This window comes from Rudanella paleaurantiibacter (assembly GCF_009184635.1).
Taxonomy (GTDB): Bacteria; Bacteroidota; Bacteroidia; order Cytophagales; family Spirosomataceae; genus Rudanella; species Rudanella paleaurantiibacter.
Window position 1 is genome coordinate 471,958 of sequence record NZ_WELI01000006.1, and the last position, 19,884, is coordinate 491,841.

Consider the following 19,884-nt stretch of genomic DNA (forward strand, 5'->3'; position numbering starts at 1 on the left):
TAATGCTCAACCGCCCGAAACGATAAACCAAAAACGATAAACCCCAAACCCCTACAGCCGCTTGCTTTCATCGTCGAGGCCGGTTTTGCGCTGGCGGGCGGCTTTGATTTTCTTGCTCCCAAACGCGTAGGTGAAGTTGATTCGGGCTTGTCGGCTCTCCCAGCCTCCACTGGCGTCCATGTATAACCCGCCAAACTGGCTGATACCCCGCCATTGCTGGCTGTTAAATGGATCGGTGACGGTGAACACCAGGGTGCCCCGTTCGGCCAAAACTTTTCGTTGTATGCCTACGCTCGATCCCCAGAATCGCTGGTTGCGGAATGTGCCGCCCCAGATAGATGGCGAAGTGTAATAGGCCGATACTTCGAGGTTCCACCCACGTGGTAAGCTGATGGTGTGCTGGGCGTACAGGCTCAGCACATTGGCCGATAGCCCAATGAGCCGCCCTTCCAGGTTGGCCCGGTTGGTCGACCGGTACGCACTCACATTGGCAAATACGCTCCACCATTTGGCAATGTTGAACGGGTAGCTCACGTTCAGCGACCATACATCCTGACTGCTCAGGTTGCGGGTTGTGATGTAGTTGCGAGGCCGGTTGTCGGGGTCGCGCTGGGTGGTGTCGGTAATTTCGGTGAAAAAGTCGCGGGTGTGGCTGTAACTAATCGACGTAGTCAGCTTGTACTTGAACGTATGCGAAAGTTGAATCGTATTGGTGTATTGAGGCTGTAAAAAAGCGTTGCCTTTCTGGTATGTCAATTCGTCGAGCTTCGACTCAAACGGGTTCAGGCTCTGGTACGTGGGCCGGTCGATTCGGCGGCTGTACGTGGCGGCCCAGCTGTGGTTGGGTGCGGGATTGAACGTCAGGCCCGCACTCGGAAACAGGTTGAGGTACCGGCGGCTCACATCGGCATCGGTTTGGGGGCGGGCGCTGTTCAACTCCCCTCGCGACAGGGTTTGTTCGGCCCGAAGCCCCAACTGAGCCTGCCATTTTTTCCAGCTTTTCTCGTACGCGCCGTACCCCGCCCGAATCACTTCGGTGTACACAAACTGGTTGGTGCGCTGGGGATTCAGTTTATCCCGACCGTCGATCTGATCGAAAAAATCGAATCCATTACCCGTCTGTACCGACGACAGTTTCACCCCAACGCTTAGCTTTCCGCCAAGCCACGGCTGGCTATAGTCGGCTTTGATTGTCTGGAGATTAATGTCGGTAAAGGTCGTCATGCGGTAATTGCGCTCGTCCAGCAATACCCCGGTTAGTGGGTTTACGTAGCGGTTGGGTTGCAGGGCGTCGCTCTGGTTCCGAAACCGGCCGTAATCGGCGTCTACGGTCAGCTCGCGGCCGGTGGTGTCGCTGTACCGATAGTTGAGGTTTACGTTGCCATTGAGCCGCTCGCTTTCGCTCCGGTTGTTGGCCAACAGCAGACTGGTCGGAGCCGTCCCCAGAGAACCAATGGGCGTGCGGCCGTCGGTCAGGTTGCGGGCGTCGCGTAGCGAGCCGCTGACCAGCACCCCCAGCGTGCTGCGGTTGCTCAGGGTCCAGTCGGCCCCGGCACGGGCGTTGTGGTTGGCCGACCAGGAGCGGGTCTGGCTGCGTTGATCGAAAAACTGCCCACTTTGCTGGCGATATAAATTGATAAACGACCAGTCGCGGCCGGTACGCCCACTGTAGGTGCTAAACAGGTTGAGCCGATTACTACGGTTATTGAGGCTTACTGAGCCGTTGTACTTAGGGTAATAAGCCCCAGCGGCTACCCCTACAGCTACGTTGCCGTTAGTGCCATAGGTGCGGGCGTTTTTCCGAAGCCGGATGTTGATGATACCCGCGTTGCCCTGGGCATCGTAGCGAGCAGAGGGTTGCGTAATGACCTCAACGGCTTCGATATCGGTGGCCTGCAATGTACGTAGATAAGCTGCCAGATCGGCCGGGCCGAGGGGCGAGGGTTTGCTGTCGATATACACTCGAACCCCGTTTTTGCCTTGTACAATGAGGTTGTCGTTTGGGTCGAGCAGAACGCCGGGTGCCTTTTGCAGCAGTTCAAACGCCGAGCTTCCGGCGGCTGTCAGGCTGGCTTCCACATTGAGTACCAGTTTGTCGGGCTGCACCTCCACAAGGGGCTTGCGGGCCGTAACGGTCACGGCGTTGAGGTTCTGGTTGGCTTCGGGCAGTACAATGGTGGGGATAAAGGTGGTTTGGCCGTCGGTGAGGGTCACCGGTTCAGACACCAACCCGGCATAGCCAAGGCTGCTGAGTCGGACCCGATACGTACCGGCGCGCACCCCGCCGAAGGTGTACACCCCGGCGGCATCGGCTACGGCGGCTTTGGTTACGGTCGAGTCGGTTCCGTGCAGCAGGGCGGCCGTTGCAAACGGGATGGGCTGGCCGGTGGCGTCGGTGACGGTGCCGCTCAGGGTAGCGGTTTGAGCCAGCGTGGTGCTGAGGGTGGCCGTCAGCAAAAACAGGAGGTACATGATCTTGTTCATCGGATTGGCGCTTTGATGAACCAAAACTACCGGGCCAACGGGGCGTGGCCGAGCGCAATCCGACGAGTTGCCGATTCGGTCGCCCAACGGAAGGGCGGTTGTCATTCGTCGGCGTATTTGTCAATTCGTCGGAAAAGACGACCGACGGGGCCGTAGATTCCGTAAGTTTATCCCACTTACCTCCCCGCTCCGCATGAACTGGAACCGAACACTTCTTTGGGGGATTACCCTCCGGCAGCTGGCGCTGATTCTGAGCTTTTATAGCGTAGCGGCCCTGCTGTATAATCTAGCCCTGTGTATCAGTGAGCGGCCCTGGAGCCAGGATTCCCTCTGGGTCGATTTCTGGCAGGGGCTTCCCCGTATCGGTCTCGACTACCTGTGTAAGCTGGCGTTTACATTGCCGGTTTGGTATGTTCTGTTTGTGCGGCTTCGGCACGTGCCGCTGGTTCGGCGCGTGGGCCTGCACCTCTTGTTTTTGCCCTTGTACATTGTTGGTTGGCAGGTAGTATATTACACCATTTCGGATGGGCTGGGCCTGGGTCGGCTTCGCGGAACCGGCATTGTTTGGGATACGTATATTTCCACACTTTTCTACCTGGTTCAGTTTGGGATTTTTCACGCCTACAGCTACTACCGGGATCATCAGCGGCACCGTATCCGGGAGGCCGAACTGCGCGAGCTGGCCGTGCAAAGTGAACTCTCGGCCCTGAAAGCGCAGCTCAACCCGCATTTTCTGTACAATGTGTTCAACACGATTAGCGCGTCGGTGCCGCCCGAGCAGGAGCATACCCGCGAGTTACTGGCCGATTTGTCGGATATGTTTCGGTACCAGGTGCGGGCGTCGCGGACCGAGTGGGTACCCGTGCAGGATGAGCTGACGTTTGTTCGGAAATACCTTGATCTGGAAACCGCCCGCTTCGGCGACCGGCTTCAGGTGCGGCTCGACGTACCCGATGAGGTACTGAATCTGGCCATTCCGCCCATGCTGTTGCAACCTATCGTCGAAAACTCGGTTAAGCACGGCATATCGCCCCTGATTGAGGGGGGCGAGGTTCGCGTTAGCCTGCATCGGGAGGCCAACGCCCTGCTGGTCGAAATAGCCGATACGGGTGCGGGCATGCGTACGTCGGTGGGGGCCGGGCAGGGGGTCGGGCTGGCCAATACCCGGCTGCGGCTGGAGAAAATGTTTGGCGGTGAGCTGACCGTGATGGCTAACGAACCACAGGGCACCCGGGTAGCCTTTCGGGTACCTCTCAGACTAATGGCGGGTGAGGTTCAGAAAACTGACGGGCAACCGGCCACCCAATTCGTAGTTAACCCGTAGCGGAACAGATACCGATGCAAAAAGTCATTATCATAGACGACGAGGCCGCCGGGCGAACACTCATCCGGCAGTATCTGGCCGATTATCCCGCCCTTGTAGTGGTGGGCGAAGCCAACAATGGGGTCGATGCCGTGCGGCTGATTCGCGAGTTTCGGCCCGATCTTATTTTTCTGGATGTGCAGATGCCCGGCCTTTCGGGGTTTGAGGTGCTGGGGCATCTGGACGAAATTCCGCAGGTGATTTTCTCGACCGCCTACGATCAATATGCCTTGCAGGCTTTTGAGGTACACGCGGTCGACTATCTGCTCAAACCCTACACCCGCGAGCGATTTGCGCAGGCTGTGCAGCGCGTAACCCGGCCCGATTCGGTCAATATTCAGCGGCTTCAGCCCTTAGCCGAAAGCCTGCTTACCCCGGCCGTAGCCGCTGAACGCTACCCCGACAAGGTGCTGGTGCAAACAGGCAACCGGCTCGTAACGGTGGCCGTGGCCGATGTGATTCGGATCGAGGCCGAGGGCGATTATGCCATGTTGGTAACGGCCCAAAGCCGCCACCTGAGCAATTATGGCATTGGCGCGCTGGAGGCCCGGCTCGACCCGCGTCAGTTTATTCGGGTGCATCGTTCCGACATTGTCAACCTGCATTACGTTCGCGAGATTCAGAAATACCCGTCGAGCTACGATGTTATCCTGCAAAACGGCGACGTGGTCCGGGTGAGCCGGTCGTATATGGAAAAAATCCGCGAGCTGACATTTTGAGTGTGCCGGGTACAGGCTGCAGTGGTTCATCAACCTCTACTGCCTGCACCCGAGCGCAGAGGTCGAAATACCTGCATAGGAGCCCCGTTGCGCGCAACGAGAACCAACGGTCCCTGCCCTGTACGAATGTGATTAATCGCCCGAATTTCGCCCCGGAGTACCAGACCGCTTTCGGTAGGTGGCACGGCGGTAAATTTGCCCGCACCGTTGTTGCGTAGGAGTAAGCCGTAGCTGGCGTCGTATCGGCCCTGATACGTGCTGACGCTGTAAAAATTACCCCCCAGTAGTACGTCGGGCCGGCCGTCGCCTGTGACATCCTGTACATCGAACGCAAAAATGGGCGCGGTTTGAGCCAGCACGGGTAGCTTGTGTATCCGAAACCGCAGCGACTTGTCTGACTCGGTCCCCAGATTCTCAATCCACACCGACTCGAACGTATTAACCTCCCGCATGCCATCCTCAACCAGTTCCGAGGACTCAAAAATCTCGTCCAGGGTCTTGCCCGAAAAATCGCGGTAGTTGTCGAATCGTTTGTTCAGAAACGGCAGTGATTTGCCCAGTTCATCTTTGGTGGCTACCGGATACCACTTGTTCTGGTACCGGTAGGCCATCACCTGATCGAAGCGCGCACCTGAGTTGGTGTAGTCACGGGCATATAGCCGCACGGCCCCGTCGGTTCCGCGCCGGAATTTGGTGTTTTGGCCCAGGTTTCCGGCCAGAAAATCCATATCACCATCACCGTCGAGGTCGGCGGGTTTGAGCGTTTGCCAGAATCCCACGGCCTGCGCCAGCCCGGTATCGTCGGCTTCGGTCAGGTTGCCACCGTCGTTGCGGTACACCCGGATTGGGGCCCAGTGACCAGCCGTAACCAGGTCGGGGTCGCCATCGCGGTCGAGGTCATGCCAGAACGCGTCGGTCAGCATACCGCCCTGTTGCAAAGCCGGGGCCCGCCGGGCGGTTTGGTCCGAGAACCGCACGCGACCATCTCGTCCTTTGCCTTCGTTGATGAGCAGAAACGACGGGGGCGACTGTCCGTACCGGAAGCCCACCACCCGGCCCGCCACAAACAGGTCGAGGTCGCCATCGCGGTCAATATCGGCGGCTGCCACACTGCTTTTATTGGCGTGCAGGGAGGGCAACGCGAGCGAGTCTTTCTGGAACCGACCCGTACCATCGTTCAGGTAAAGCCGGTCGAGCAGTTCGAGGCTCTGCCCGGTAAACTCGTTCCCCCCCGACACCACGTACAGGTCGGGGTCACCATCACCGTCGGCATCAAAAAATAGGCTACCTACGTCTTCGCAGTTGACATCGGCCCTAAACGCGCTCGAATCCGTGCGGAAGGTGCCGTTCGGTTGCTGGACAAACAGGCAACTCGTTTGGTGACGGGCACCTCCCATAAAGAAATCGTCGAGCCCGTCGGCGTTGACGTCGGCCACGGCCAGTTTGGGGCCTTCGGTCGATACCTTGAAGGGTAGTAGCGGCTCGCGACCGAAATCGAAATACATGTTTTCGGCATGTTGGAAGGCCACCTGTGTGCTATCGCCCTCGGCAAACAGCGGTTGGGCCGGGGGGCGCACCGGGTTGGCAATGCCCGGCCGGGCGTTGCTTTGCTTAAGCGTCAGGGCCTGATTGGCCTTTACACCGGTCAGAATCTGCCCCGTACCATCGGGCCAAAGCACCCACAGCGAATCGACGGTGTTCTGACCGCCCAGCCCGAAGGTCAGGCGGGGCTCTACCGACGACATAAAGCCGCGTGTTGGGCTGTTTTGTTGCAATAACAGGCCGGTTTTCGTTTTCAGAACCACTTTGGCGCCTACCCCAAACCGGTTTGAGCCGGTGCCGGTCAGGTTTACTTGCAGAAAATGGTTGTTGGTGAGCGTGTTCGCCTGGTTTTCGAAAATACCGGCCGGGCTGTTTATGTTGTTCGTAATCAGGTCGAGGTCGCCATCGTTGTCCAGGTCGGCATAGGCGGCTCCGTTGGTGTAGCCCGTCTCGGCAAAGCCCCAATCGAACGATTTGTCCACAAATTGCAGGCTGTCGGTGCCTTTGTAGAGGTACGGATGCACGCGGCCATCGGGCATTTGGGCTAGGGCATCGTTGGAGGCATTTGGCCCAAACGTCTGCGACGAGATGTACTTGAGATACTCCAGGTCGTTGGGTCGCCGAACAATACCGTTGGAGATAAACAGGTCTTTGATGCCGTCGTTATCGAAGTCGGCCAGCAGGGGTGCCCAGCTCCAGTCGGTGGCGGCAATCCCGGCCATGAGCCCAATATCGATAAACCGTTGCCCGGCCATGCTCAGTTGCAGGCAGTTGCGGGTGTATTGGTTCATGTACCCGTACGTGAGTTTGTACTGGTAAATGTCGAGTGGGTCTTCGCCGTTGGAGGCTTTCTCAACAGCCGGGTCTTCGGGGTACATATCCACCGAAATCACATCCTGAAATCCGTCGTTGTTGATGTCGGCCACGTCGTTCCCCATCGAGAAACGACTTGTATGGCCAAACGCTTTCCGTACTTCTTCCCGAAAGCCGCCTTTCTGATTGTTAACGTAGTAGTAATCGTCTTCGTGGAAGTCGTTGGAAATGTACAGGTCTTCCCAACCGTCGTTGTTTATATCGGCTACCGATACCCCCAGCCCGTAGCCCATTACGGTGGCAAAAATACCGGCCTGTTCGCTTACGTCGGTAAAGCCTTTGGTGCCACCATCGTTCCGAAACAGGTAATCGCCCGATTCGCGGTTGCGGATGAGCCGGGTGCGCACGTGGTCGTAACTGCGGGAGGTGTGCACAGCATGGTTGAGCAGAAAGCAGTCGAGGTCGCCATCGTGGTCGTAATCGAAAAAGGTGGCTTGTGTTGAGAAGCCAGCAAAATCGAGACCATATTCGGCGGCTCGTTCGGTAAACGTCGGAATGCTCAGACCGTCGGGGCCTTTCGTACCGGGGCCGTTGTTAATGTACAGCTGATTGGCACCCTTCAACCCTTTGAACTGACTCACAGCGCACACGTAAATATCGAGCCAGCCATCGCCGTTTACATCGGCCACGGTGACGCCGGTTTGCCAGTCGGCCTTACCGTTGTCGGCCTTAGCGGGTTGGGTCACGTCGTCGAACTGCATCCCGCCCCGGTTCAGGTACAGCTTGTTGGGCTGCTGGTTCGAAACAAAATACAGGTCAGTTTTACCGTCATTGTTAAAATCGCCGGCGGCTACCCCTCCTCCGTTGTAGAAGTAGAGGTAATCCAGAATAGACAGACTGTCGGTTTCGTGCAGCTGATTCTGGAAACGGATACCGGTCCGGGTCGAGTCGAGCCGGGCAAACAGGCTATCTTTAGCCGGTTCGGAGCCGCCCGAACAGGCCGACAGCAGCACCGGTAGCCCGATGATTAACCCGAGAAAAACGCGTAGTTGGGTCATGGAGTTGAGTCTTACTTCAGCCGGGAGATAAGTTGGGCCCGGTCATTATTCTTGGCCAATGCAATGAATTGCTTGCCGTTGGCACCGCGTACGGGTAACATCTGACGCACTTGTCCGCGCACCATGAAACCAGTTTGTTCGGGGCGGGTTGGCTTAAGCTGAAGCTTACCATTGCCCAGCAACAACAGGCCGTAGTTGGCATCGTACCGACCCAGTTCGGTGAGCACGTCGAAGAAGTTGCCGGTCAGCAGCAGGTCGAGATGTCCGTCGCGGTTGTAGTCGTCAGCCAGAATCGCGTGGATAGGCGAGGTTTGGGCTTCCAGCGGCAGGGCCTGTAGTCGGAACACCCCGTTACCATCGTTGATGAGCAGCGAGGTAGCCCCGGTATGCACCGTTCGAACGGTCATGCCTTCGCGCTGCCCAGCGTTGAAAATAGCTTCAAAGCTGGCATTGGCGTAGTCGGTATGCTTAATGTACTGCGTTTTAATCGACGGAATCCGTTTCTGCAAATCGGGTTTTTGCACCATCACGCAGGGTCGGCGCTCCCCGTCCTGCGTGGGTCGGTAGCAAGTCATGATCTGCTCATAGGCTCCGTTGCGGTCAAAATCGTTGCCGTATAGTTGGGCGGGCTCGTCGGGGGTGGCCGTCAGTCGGGAGTTAAGCCCAAGGTTACCCACCACAAAGTCAAGGTCGCCATCGCGGTCGAGGTCGGCAGCCTGAATACTGTTCCACCAGCCACCCGATTGCTCCAGCACGTCGCTCTCCAGGCGTTCGAAACCCTTGCCCGCTTTGTTTTTCAGAATCGTGATGGGCATCCAGTCGCCAACCAGAACCAGGTCGGGGTAGCTGTCTTTGTCTATATCAGCCCAAACGGCATCTTTCACCATCCCGATTTCGTCGGCAAACGGAATCAGCGTGGCTACGTCGTTGCGGAAATTGCCCTTACCGTCGTTCACCAGCAAGACTTGCGGTGGGTTTTTGCCGTACTGACCGGGTATTTGCCGTCCACCCACAAACAAATCGAGGTCACCATCGCGGTCGAAGTCGGCGGCTTTTACGCAGGAGTTAGCCACCAGCGTGCGGGCCAACCGACGGTCCCAGACAAAGTTACCGGCTCCGTCGTTGATGTACAGGCGGTCGAGCAGGGGGCCGGGGTCGTCGAACTCGTTGCCGCCCGTGGCTACGTACAAATCTAAATCACGGTCGCCATCGGCGTCGAAAAAGGTAGCGGCTACATCCTCAGAGTATAGGGCATCGAGTAGGAAAGGCTGTTTTTGCGGCTCAAAAGTGCCATCGGGGCGTTGGCGCATAAGTACACGGGGCATATCAACGGCCCCACCCATAAACACATCGTCGAGGCCATCGCCGTTTACATCGCCCACGGCCAACGCCGGTCCCTCGCGCGAGAGCATCTGTTTCAGCAACCCATCGCGGTTGTAATCGACAAACTCATTTTCGCGGTGTACGAGGCTGAACCGGGCAGGCTCGGTCACGTCGGCAAACCAGTTTCCGCTTTTGATGGGAGCCGCCCCTACCGGTACGGCCGGGGCCGTTTGGTCCGCTTTGGTGTAAGCCAGCGTGAGAGTCGTGTTGGCTTTGGGTTGCCGAATGACCTGTTTCCGGTTGTCGGGCCAGATTACCGTGACCGAGTCAATGGCGGGGGAGTCGCCCAGGCCGAACACCATCGTCAAGTCGACCGACGACTGAAAACCCCGATTGGGCATCTGTTGCAGATACTGGGTTTGGCCGGGCTGATGCACAAATACCTTTGTTCCAATGCCGTTGGGGTTACCACCGTTGCCCGCCAGTTTTACGCGCAGGTATTGCTTCTTAAACTGCTCCACGGCCCGGTTTTTATAGATCGAAACGGGCGCATCGTTGTTGTTCACTACCAGGTCGAGGTCGCCGTCGTTGTCGAGGTCACCATAGGCCGAGCCATTCGAGAACGAGGGCGTGTCGAGGCCCCAGGCTTTGGCTTCGTTGGCAAACTGCAAACCATTGGCTCCCAGATTGCGGAACGCGTAATTGGACAGGGGCGTGGAGCCCATTTTGTTGACGTACTCTTTGTAATCAAACTTTTTGGTGCCCTCAATCATGCTCTGCAAGTCGGGGTTGTCGGCCAAAAATGCGATAAAGTCCTGATCGGTAAGGTCTTTCAGAATCCCGTTGGCCACAAACACATCTTTCAGGCCGTCCATGTCCATGTCGAACAGCAGGGCACCCCAGCTCCAGTCAGTGGCGTAGGTACCCGTCATACGGCCTATTTCCGAGAATGTGCCGTTGCCGTTGTTGAGGTGCAGCATGTTGCGCGAGTCCTGATGGTAAAAGTCCCGCGACTCTTTCAGTTGGTTCAGTTCGTAGCTGTCGAACGAGGTGGTGGTTTTAAGCCGATAATCGTTTTCGGGCATCATGTCGGTCACGAAGATGTCCAGATTACCGTCGTTATTAATGTCGGCTACGTCGGCACCCATCGAGGCCAGGCTGATGTGGCCCATCTGGTTCTTGCTGTCTTCCTTAAACGTGCCGTTCTGTTGGTTGATGTACAGGTAGTCGCGCTCGTAGAAGTCGTTGGAAATATAAATGTCGGGCCAATTGTCGTTGTTCACATCGCCGATGGTGATGCCCAGCCCGAAACCAATGAGCGAACCGTAAATACCCGCTTCTTCGGAAACGTCGACGAAAAGAGGAGAGGAGGCTGCTTCGGATGACGCATTCGCTTTCCCCTCTTTCTTCCGTTCCTCCAGCCTGTTTTTGAACAGTTTGTCGCCCCCCAGTCGGTCTCGGGTGTCGCGGGTGTTGGCAAAACCGAGCCGGTCCATCGGGGTGAAACTGTTGTTGAGCAGGTACATATCGAGGTCACCGTCGCGGTCGTAGTCGAAAAAGGCCGCGTGGGTCGAGAAGCCCCCGTCGACCAGCCCGTACTCAGCGGCTTTCTCCACGAAGGTGGGCATGGCTACCTCGCCGGGTTTGGCCGGGGTTTTCACGCCCTGATTAATGTAGAGCTGATTGCCGCGTTCGTCGCGACTGCCGGAGTTGCACACGTAAATGTCGAGCCAGCCATCACCGTTCACATCGGCCAGCGTTACCCCCGTCGACCAGAACTTCTTGCCGCTGATACCCACCGATTGGGTGGCGTTCACAAACTTGATGTCGCTTGTGCCGGGCTGTGTATTGTTGAGATAGAGCTGGTTGTCCTCAAAATTAGACGTCAGAAACAGGTCAGGTCGGCCGTCGTTGTTCACATCACCAATGGCCACTCCACCCCCGTTGTAGAAGTTCCGGTAGTTGAAGATATTAAAGTTTTTACGGTCTAAGCTCCGGTTGGCAAAGTCGACGCCGGTTTGGCTGGCGGGCAGGCTTTCAAACAGCGTCGGGCCGTCGGTTCCTCCGCATCCGACCAGTAGGGTAGTGAGGGCTGCTGCGCCAATCCATTTAGGGAATGAGTTCAACATGGGTTTTACTTTCCTTTGTTCAGTACGGTGATTCCTTGGCCGTGTGTGCTAATAAAGAGTTGATTCCCGGCCTGCTTGGCGTCGCGTACGTCGCCTTGTACAAACAGGCCGGTTTGGGTCGAGGGCAGTTCAGCAAACTGCCAGTTTCCGCGGTTAGCCAGTACCAGACCCCGGTTGGCATCGACCTTGCCAATGCGTAACCGAAACTGGCTGTTGTTGCCCAGCAAAAGGAGGTCGGGCTTGCCGTTCCGGTCGAAATCGTGGACTACAATCCCGTACACCGGTGCCGACTGCGCCAGTATGGGCAACGTATGCGGCACCAGCTTACCGTTGTTGTTTTCAAGCACGAGGGTCTGCACCGTTGTGAGCTGTTTCTGTTGGCTCTGTTTCAACTGTTCAGGGTCGAAGCAATCGGCGAGGGTTGCCCCTGCGTAGAGTTTGTAGCTCGTAAATTTCCGGCGTAACACTGGCAACTGCTCACACAGCTCATCGCGGGAGTAAGCCGGGAATACCCCACCACCCACAGTGTAGTTCATCACAAAATCGATGGTGCCATTCGCATCGAAGTCGTTGTAAATAAGCGTGGCAGGTTGCTCTGCTGACGCCCGAATGGGCGTATTCAGCCCCAGATTGCCTACAATCAGGTCGTCGTCGCCATCGCCGTCGAGGTCGGCTTTTTCAAGACGATTCCACCAGCCGGCCAGGTCGTCGTATCGTTGGGCCGCCTTGGGGTCGAAGGTGCCGCGTTGGTTAAGTAAGGTTGTTACGGGCATCCATTCACCCACCACCACCAGATCGGGCCAGCCGTTGCGGTCCAGGTCGGTCACGGCAATGTCGGAAACCAGCCCCAGGTTGCCCAGCGACTGTTTGCGGAACCGGGCCTTGCCCTCATTGATGAGTAAAAAGGTTTCGTCGGATAGCGGGAACCGGTACGATTGAATCGACCCGCCCACAATCAAATCCAGATCCCCGTCGCGGTCCAGATCGAGTGCCTTCACGCAACTGCTATTGGTAGTTTCGGCCGGTAGCGGGGCCGGCACAAACCGCCCTTGTTGGTTGAGCCAAAGCCCATCCTGCCGGTGGTCGGGCTCGCGCGCGGCATACCCGCCATTCACCACGTACAGGTCGAGGGTTCCGTCGCCGTTTAAGTCGGCCAGCAGGGCATCCTGATTGGTTTTTCCCTCCCGGACCGGACGGTCCAGTCCGGGACCGTCCAGTCCGGGAACCGCAACGGGTTGGAATGTGCCGCCTGCCTGGCGAAAGAGTTGCCCCTGTTGCCGGGCATTACCGCATACAAACAGGTCGGGCTGTCCGTCGGCATCAATATCCCCAATAGCCATTCGGGGGCCGGTGGCGGTGTACTGCATGGGTAGCAGCACCTGCCGGTCAAACGCGTTGATGGAATCGGGTCGGTGCGCGTACGGCACGGTAGGCCCGGCTGTAAATAGGGTTGCTGGCGTTGGCGTAGTGGGTTGCTGGGTTGCCGTTGCGCTGCGGTACGAGAGGGTCAGTGTTTGATCGGGTTTGACCGAGGGGAGCGTTTGCGTGCGTCCGTCGGGCCAGCGCACCGTCACCCGAACGGGCTCGGCCGAGGCTCCCAGCCCAAACAGCAGGTTATCGTGGCTGCACGATTCGAACCCCCGCGTTGGGAAATACTCCTGCACCTGCGTTTGCCCGGCTCGTTCAACCGTCAGACGCGCCCCAATGCCAAAGGGGTTTTGGGTAGGTCCCTGTAGCCGGAGGCTCAGGTAATGACTTTGGGTACGCTCGCGGGCCTGATTTTGGTACACGCGGGCTGGTTCGTTGAGGTTGTTGGTGATCAGGTCGAGGTCGCCGTCGTTGTCGAGGTCGGCATAGGCGCACCCGTTCGACGTGGTGAGTTCGTCAAAACCCCAGGCTTGCTGCTGATTACTGAAGGTCAGATCGCCGTTGTTGCGAAAAATGTAGTTTTTAGAGCGAGTACTGGGCATCTGCTTAATCTGCTCCAGCACTGGCAGCGACTTCCCTTCGGCATCATCCGAAAATTTGACAAAATCGGCATCGGTAAAGTCGCGCAGTACCCCGTTGGTCACAAAAATATCCTTGAAGCCATCCAGATCGTAGTCGGCCAGTAGCACTCCCCAGCTCCAGTCAGTAGCGGCTACGCCCGCCAATTGACCCAGTTCGGAAAAGGTGCCGTTGGGCTGTTGCACCTGAAGCATATTGCGCATGTTCTGATGCCAGAAACCATTGCGAAGCTGGGCCTGATACACATTCCAGTTGTCGGGCCAGGGTAGGGTTTTCTGACGCTCGTTGCTCTCCGGCATCATGTCGAGCGTCATCAGGTCAGGGCGGTTATCGTTGTTGATGTCAGCTACATCGGCACCCATCGATGAGTATGAAGTATGGGCGATTCGGGACCGGAGTTCGTCGCGAAAAACGGGGCCATCTGTGCCGGTTGTTCCCTGATTGATGTAGCAGTAATCGTCTTCCACGAAATCGTTGGTGACGTAAATATCGGGCCATCCGTCGTTGTTCAGGTCCGATACAGCGCAGCTCAACCCAAAACCGAGGGGGTTGCCCCGAATGCCTGCCTGCTCCGATACGTCGACGAAGCGGTTGCCCTCATTCCGAAACAGCTTGTCGCCCGCGTTGGGGTCGCGCCGGTTGCGCATTACAGCGGCCTCCTGCCGTTGGTAGTTTGAGAGGTTGTGATTGATTAGGAAACAGTCAAGGTCGCCGTCGCGGTCGTAATCAAAAAAGGTGGCCTGTACCGAATAACCCCGGTCATCGAGGCCGTATTGAGCCGCCTGTTCGGTGAAGGTAAGGTTGTGGTTGTTGATGAAAAGTTGGTTTGGCCGCTCGGTTTCGGGGTGGAGCCCCGAGTAGCAAATGTAGATATCGAGCCAGCCATCAGCGTTTACATCGGCGAGGGTTACACCGGTTTTCCAGCCGCCCGGCCGCCCCGAGATACCGGCTTTGTCGGTCATGTCCGAAAAGGCCAGTTTGGCGGTGCCGGGTTCGGTTTGGTTGATGTATAGCTTGTTGCCAACCTGATTGCCAGTAAACAGGAGGTCGACCCGGCCGTCGTTGTTCAGATCGCCAGCGGCTACCCCCCCTCCATTATAAAAATACTCAAATGCGAGTACGTTTTCCCCCTCTGTTTCCTGTAGTTGATTGGTAAACGTGATACCGGTCTGGGCCGGGTCGGTTTTTTCAAACAACGGAGTGTCCGTTGAACAGGAGCCAAGAGCGAGTAACGCACTCAACAATACTAGGTTTCTCATTACCCGTTAAAACGTCTATCGCTCGTGATAAGTGCAGCCATCCGGGTAGATTCTTACCCTTTCTGGTCAGGTTAGAATGCAAACAGCAGCCCTCAACGAGCTGCTGTTTGCCGAAATACAGATTAGTTACGCTTAGTAACCGAAGTTCTGCTTCAGGTTCGGGTTTGTATCGATAGCCTGCTGCGGAATTGGGTACACCACGCGGTGCGGGGGCGTTGGAGTCGGCTTCTGATCGAACGGATTCAGGAAAGTACCGAACCGAACCATGTCGTTCCGGCGCCAGCCTTCCCAGTACAGTTCGCGGCCACGCTCGGCCAACAGAGCGGCTTCGTTCACGCTGGTCAGGTTTGAAGCGCCCCGGGCGGTCCGAACCTGGTTAACCAGGCTAGCTACCGTAGCACCACCCGTAGCCGTGCCACCGCGCAGGATAGCCTCAGCTTTCATCAGGAGTACGTCGGCGTAGCGGAACATAACGTAGTCGTTACCGCTGTTATCGATGTCGGTTGGATCTGGGAAGTATTTAACAACCCGGATACCCATCCGCTCGTTAGCATACAGCAGGTTTACATCAGGCGTAAACGTCAGCGGAGCACCACCGCGGTCGGTCAGCGGACGGCCCGCGCCGTTGGTTTGTTGACCAGCCAGGAAACCAGCCCGGAGACCAATAACATCGGTCATGCCAGGAATCGTAGCCCCCCGACGTTGGTCATTAGCTTCGAAGCTGTTGTAGAAATCAGCCAGCGTTGTAAAGCCGTTCCAGCCCGATGGCGTCTGGTTGTAGTGCAGCGTCATGTAGAACCGGTTCCGGGCGTTGGCCGGAGCGGCTCCTTTGTCGTTCCGCAGGGCAAATACCAGCTCCCGTGAGAGCGTTGAGTTGTCCCAGTGGAAGTTGTCGAAATACTGGCCTGATGGCTCCAGAGCAAACGTGCCTGAGTTGATGATTGCATCACAGTTAGCAATCACCGCGTTCATGTCGCCCTGAGCGAACGTGAAAGGACCCTGTGGCTGCTGTGGGTTCTGTACGAACACAGCTTTGTTCAGCATCACTTTAGCCATCAGGAACTGACCGGCGGCCCGTGTCGCTGTAGTCTGCGATGCGTTGGCCGTTGTGGGCAGGCCTGGAATGGCCGCTGTCAGGTCGTCAATGATAAACTGCGTGGCTTCAGCCCGCGAGAGTACCCGTGGGTTGGTGTCGAAGCTGGCGTTGGCTTCACGGAAAGGTACCTGACCGTAGAGGTCAACAATGTGGTACATGAAGAACGCCCGCAGAAAACGACCCTGCGCCAATACCGAGGGGTTGCTTTGAGCCGCAGCAATCAGTTCCGTTGCCCGGAAAACACCCGTGTTCAGCTGGTTCCAGGTAGCTACAATTTGGTTGTGCGTAGCGTCCCAGGTGTGCTGGTGCAAACGGCGCCAGGTACCAAAGTCGTCCCAGTCAGTACCACGGGTTGGCCCCATCATCTCATCGGATGAGTGCTCGCCCATGGCGTAGGTGTTCGCTTGGTCCGTAAGGCCGTTCAACTGACCGTAAACACCACTGAGCAGACTGGTCAAATCGACCTGAGCGCCCGGACGTTGGGTAACGTCGACTGGCTGACCAATTACTTTATCTTCCAGGTCCGTACAGCCTACAGCGGTAAACGCCAGAGTAGCTGCAATGACAAGAGTCAAATTGGAGGTTTTCATTTTTTGTTTTCGTATTTGAACAAAAAAGTTAACAGTTCCTTGCACAAGCAAGAATTGTGTGTTGAACTAAATTGTTATACTTTTTCTTGAAATCTGTCTGGAGACAAATTCTGATGAACAAACAGATTAGAAGCCTACGCTAACACCAAAGGTGAACGTGCGGGCCGTTGGGAATGCACCGTAGTCAATACCCAGTGAAGGAATACCGTCAATTGACTTGCTGACGTTCACCTCTGGGTCGATACCCGAGTAGTTCGTGAACAGCAACAGGTTCTGACCCGTTACCGAGAAGCGGATGCTCTTGGCAAACGTGGCAGACTTCAGTGGGAGGCTGTAACCTACCGTCAGGTTCGACAGACGAACGAAATCGCTCTTCTCCAGGAAGCGGGTAGAAACCAGCGGTGGGTTCAGGGCGTTTTCGGCGCTATTGGCCTCTTCGCGGGTTACGTTACGGCCGTTACGCAGGTTACCCTTCGTAAATACAGCGTTGGCGGTGTTGTTGTAAATGTAGCCACCGGTTACCCCGTTGAGGAAGATGCTGGCGCTCCAGTTGCCATACGTGAAGTTGTTCGTCAAACCGAAGTTGAACGTCGGAATGGCGCTTCCCTGATAAACCAGTTGCAGCGAGGGGTCGGTGTACTGACCAAAACCGTTGTTATCATAGCCAGAGAACGTCGGCATGAAGAACGAGAACAGCGGGAGGTCGTTTACAATCCGCTGAGCAAAAGCACCTGTCAGACCCTGACCGTTGATTTCACCCGTGTTGTACAGACCTGAGAAGTTCGATACGCGGTTCCGCAGGAACGTAGCGTTGGCCGACACATCCCAGCGCAGTTTGCTTTGTGGCAAGATGTCATAGTTAACCGCTACTTCCAAACCGCTGTTGATTACGTTGGCAGGCAGGTTGATCCAGCGGGCACGAGCCGGTGCTGGTGCAGCGTACAGGGCTTCAAACAGGAGGTCTTTGGTATTCCGGTTGAAGTAGTCAACCGTAGCCGTCAACCGACCATCGAAGAAACCAAGGTCAACACCCGCACCATACTGCATGGTTTGCTCCCAGCGCAGGTTGTCGTTTGGCGTAATATCGCGGGCAACCCCTGAACCACTGTTCACAAACGAGAAGCGGTTACGAGTCAGCGTAGAGGGGAATTCCTGGTTACCAGTGATACCCCAGTTACCCCGAACCTTGATGTCTACACCCAGATTCTTGGCAAACTCTTCCTGCGAAACTTTCCAGGCGGCTGCAAATGCAGGGAACGTACCGTATTTGTTGTTAACCCCGAACTTCGACGAACCGTCGACCCGAACCGTAGCTGTGAGGAGGTACTTGTCCTGGATGTTGTAGTTCACCCGACCGAAGTACGACTGAAGCTCGCTCTGATCCCGGTCTGAACCACCTTCGTACGCTTTGTTCGTACCCAAGTTGTTGGCACCACCCAGGTTGTTGGTGTAGGGGAACAGCAGGTCGGCCTCAGGAATGAAGCGGCTGGCGGCTACGAAGCTACCCAGGTTCTCAAACTTCTGGTACGAGAAACCGGCAACGGCGTCTATGGTACCAACACCCAGTTTCTTGTTGTACGACAGCGTATGCTCGATCAGACGTGACTGACGAGTCCGGTTCTGAATGAATGCCGATCCGGCGTTGTCAGTAATGTCGAAACCAGGAATGTTACGGAGGATGTTACCCCGACGTTCGGCCCGGGCGTTGTCCAGACCAAAGTTCATTTTGTACGACAACCCGTCGGTGATCTTCCAGGTAGCACCCAGGCTGGCGAGCGTACGAACCGTTTTTTGCTGATCGTCGATCATCTCCAGCAGAGATACCGGGTTACGGAACGTGTTACCGTTCGGGCGGCCTGCGCTGTTGTAGCCATCCGGGTTGAAGAAACGGCCCTGCGCATCGCGGATCGGATACGTTGGGTTAGCCTGGATAGCCGCCGTGATCAGGTTACCCTGGAAACCGGCGTTGTCACCGTTAGGCACCAGAACGTCAGTCAGACCCGACGTAGTCATCGACAGGTCCAGAACTACCTTATCATTGAACAGCTCGTGTGAAGCATTGATCCGGCCGGTCAAACGACGCAGCGCGGCCTTCTTGATAACACCTTGCTGATCTGAGTAACCCAGCGACATCTGGTAGCGCGTGTTGTCGTTACCACCACCGTAGCTGATGTTGTAGTTTTGCGATACACCTGTGCGCAGAATGGCGTCCTGCCAATCGGTGCTGGCACCACCGTTTACGGATGGGGTAGTTGGGTCGCCACCAGCCCGGCGAACAGCGTCAGGATACTCACTGGCGTTGAGCAGGTCATACTTGCGCAGCACGCTTGAGATGCTCGTGTTAGCTGATATGTTCAGGGTCTGAGCACCTGCCTTACCTTTGCGAGTCGTAATCAAAACAACCCCGTTGGCACCCCGTGCACCGTAAATAGCGGCAGCCGACGCATCTTTCAGAACAGAGATGTTCTCAATATCGTCGGGGTTCAGGAAGTTCAGCGGGTTACGCGCAGGCTGACGGCCGGTACCGAAGTTCCGGTCACCGTTCGATACATCGCCACCGTCGAGGGGCACGCCATCAACAACAAACAGAGGGTTGTTGTTAGAACGCAGCGAAGCTGTACCACGAATACGGATGTTGATACCCGCACCTGGCTCACCGCTGGCAGGCGTAATCTGGATACCAGCCGCCCGGCCCTGGAGAAGCTGCTCAGGCGATGCAATTACCCCTTTGTTGAAATCTTTCGAGCCGAGTGCAACTACTGAACCCGTTGCATCTTTTACTTTTTGCGTACCGTAACCAATTACGACAACTTCGCTCAGCGTTTTGTTGTCTTCGGCGAGTTGTACGTCAACGGTAGTGCGGTTACCAACAGCTACTTCCTGCGACGTGTAACCAATCGAGCTAAAAATCAGGGTAGCGTTGCCACCTACATTGTTCAGGCGGTAGTTACCATCGGCATCGGTCGTGGTTCCCCGCGACTCACCTTTAACCTGCACCGTTACGCCGGGAATCCCCACGCTGCTGGCGGTTACCTTACCCGAAACGGTTTGGCCCTGAGCCCAGGCTGACTGTACGGTTACCAGAACCATTAGCGTCAGCATGGCTATAAAACTAAGCCATGTGGTGCGTCCAGACGACTGGAGTTGGCGGTTGCCAACCTGACCTACGTTGCCAACAAACTGGCTTCTTGTGTAGGATTTGTCCATCATAGGTTTTTGAAAAAGTTTGAAAAATAGTTGGGCGTTTTGTGGCTTGCGAAGGAAATAATTAACCACTCACGGTAAAGCAGACAAGTAAATGCCATAATTACCATCCTTTACAAGAGTAGCACATGGCTAACTGATCTTGAGGTAACTTAGCATCTTTGCCTGATGGAGTAGAACATTACCGGCAAACCATTAAGCAAATTACAATCTGTGATTCTTAAAATACAAATAGCTGTTTGCTAAAATGCAGTAAGAGTAGGTTAAAATGGTATTAGTTTGTCAAATAGGCGTGAC

General features: G+C 56.2%; 8 protein-coding genes. 2 read left to right on the forward strand and 6 right to left on the reverse strand.

Features of this window, described 5'->3' with window-relative positions; all coding sequences use genetic code 11:
- Window positions 1-51: 51 nt before the first annotated feature.
- Complete coding sequence (locus F5984_RS17115; protein ID WP_152125422.1) at window positions 52-2,589, reverse strand: outer membrane beta-barrel family protein; 2,538 nt, start codon at window positions 2,587-2,589, stop codon at window positions 52-54.
- A gap of 88 nt (window positions 2,590-2,677) precedes the next feature.
- Here F5984_RS17115 and F5984_RS17120 point away from each other — a divergent pair, with 88 nt between their 5' ends.
- Window positions 2,678-3,808: a sensor histidine kinase gene (locus tag F5984_RS17120; RefSeq protein WP_152125423.1), complete on the forward strand. Its 1,131-nt coding sequence runs from the start codon at window positions 2,678-2,680 to the stop codon at window positions 3,806-3,808.
- Between the two features lie 14 nt (window positions 3,809-3,822).
- Complete coding sequence (locus F5984_RS17125) at window positions 3,823-4,566, forward strand: LytR/AlgR family response regulator transcription factor (protein WP_152125424.1); 744 nt, start codon at window positions 3,823-3,825, stop codon at window positions 4,564-4,566.
- 29 nt (window positions 4,567-4,595) lie between these two features.
- On the opposite strand, the gene F5984_RS17130 is transcribed toward F5984_RS17125, so the two are convergent.
- The 5 genes from F5984_RS17130 to F5984_RS17150 all read right to left on the reverse strand — a co-directional run bounded on the left by F5984_RS17130 (window position 4,596) and on the right by F5984_RS17150 (window position 19,593).
- On the reverse strand, window positions 4,596-7,979 hold the full coding sequence (locus tag F5984_RS17130; RefSeq protein WP_152125425.1) for a VCBS repeat-containing protein: 3,384 nt from the start codon (window positions 7,977-7,979) through the stop codon (window positions 4,596-4,598).
- Window positions 7,980-7,990: 11 nt separating this feature from the next.
- The gene (locus F5984_RS17135) at window positions 7,991-11,431 is read right to left on the reverse strand and encodes a VCBS repeat-containing protein (RefSeq protein ID WP_152125426.1); all 3,441 of its coding nucleotides are present in this window, start codon (window positions 11,429-11,431) and stop codon (window positions 7,991-7,993) included.
- A gap of 5 nt (window positions 11,432-11,436) precedes the next feature.
- The gene (locus F5984_RS17140; protein ID WP_152125427.1) at window positions 11,437-14,697 is read right to left on the reverse strand and encodes a VCBS repeat-containing protein; all 3,261 of its coding nucleotides are present in this window, start codon (window positions 14,695-14,697) and stop codon (window positions 11,437-11,439) included.
- A 132-nt stretch (window positions 14,698-14,829) separates the two neighbouring features.
- Window positions 14,830-16,383: a RagB/SusD family nutrient uptake outer membrane protein gene (locus F5984_RS17145; protein ID WP_152125428.1), complete on the reverse strand. Its 1,554-nt coding sequence runs from the start codon at window positions 16,381-16,383 to the stop codon at window positions 14,830-14,832.
- Between the two features lie 126 nt (window positions 16,384-16,509).
- Entirely contained in the window at window positions 16,510-19,593 is a 3,084-nt protein-coding gene (locus tag F5984_RS17150) for a SusC/RagA family TonB-linked outer membrane protein (RefSeq protein ID WP_246169073.1), read from the reverse strand.
- Window positions 19,594-19,884 lie beyond the last annotated feature (291 nt).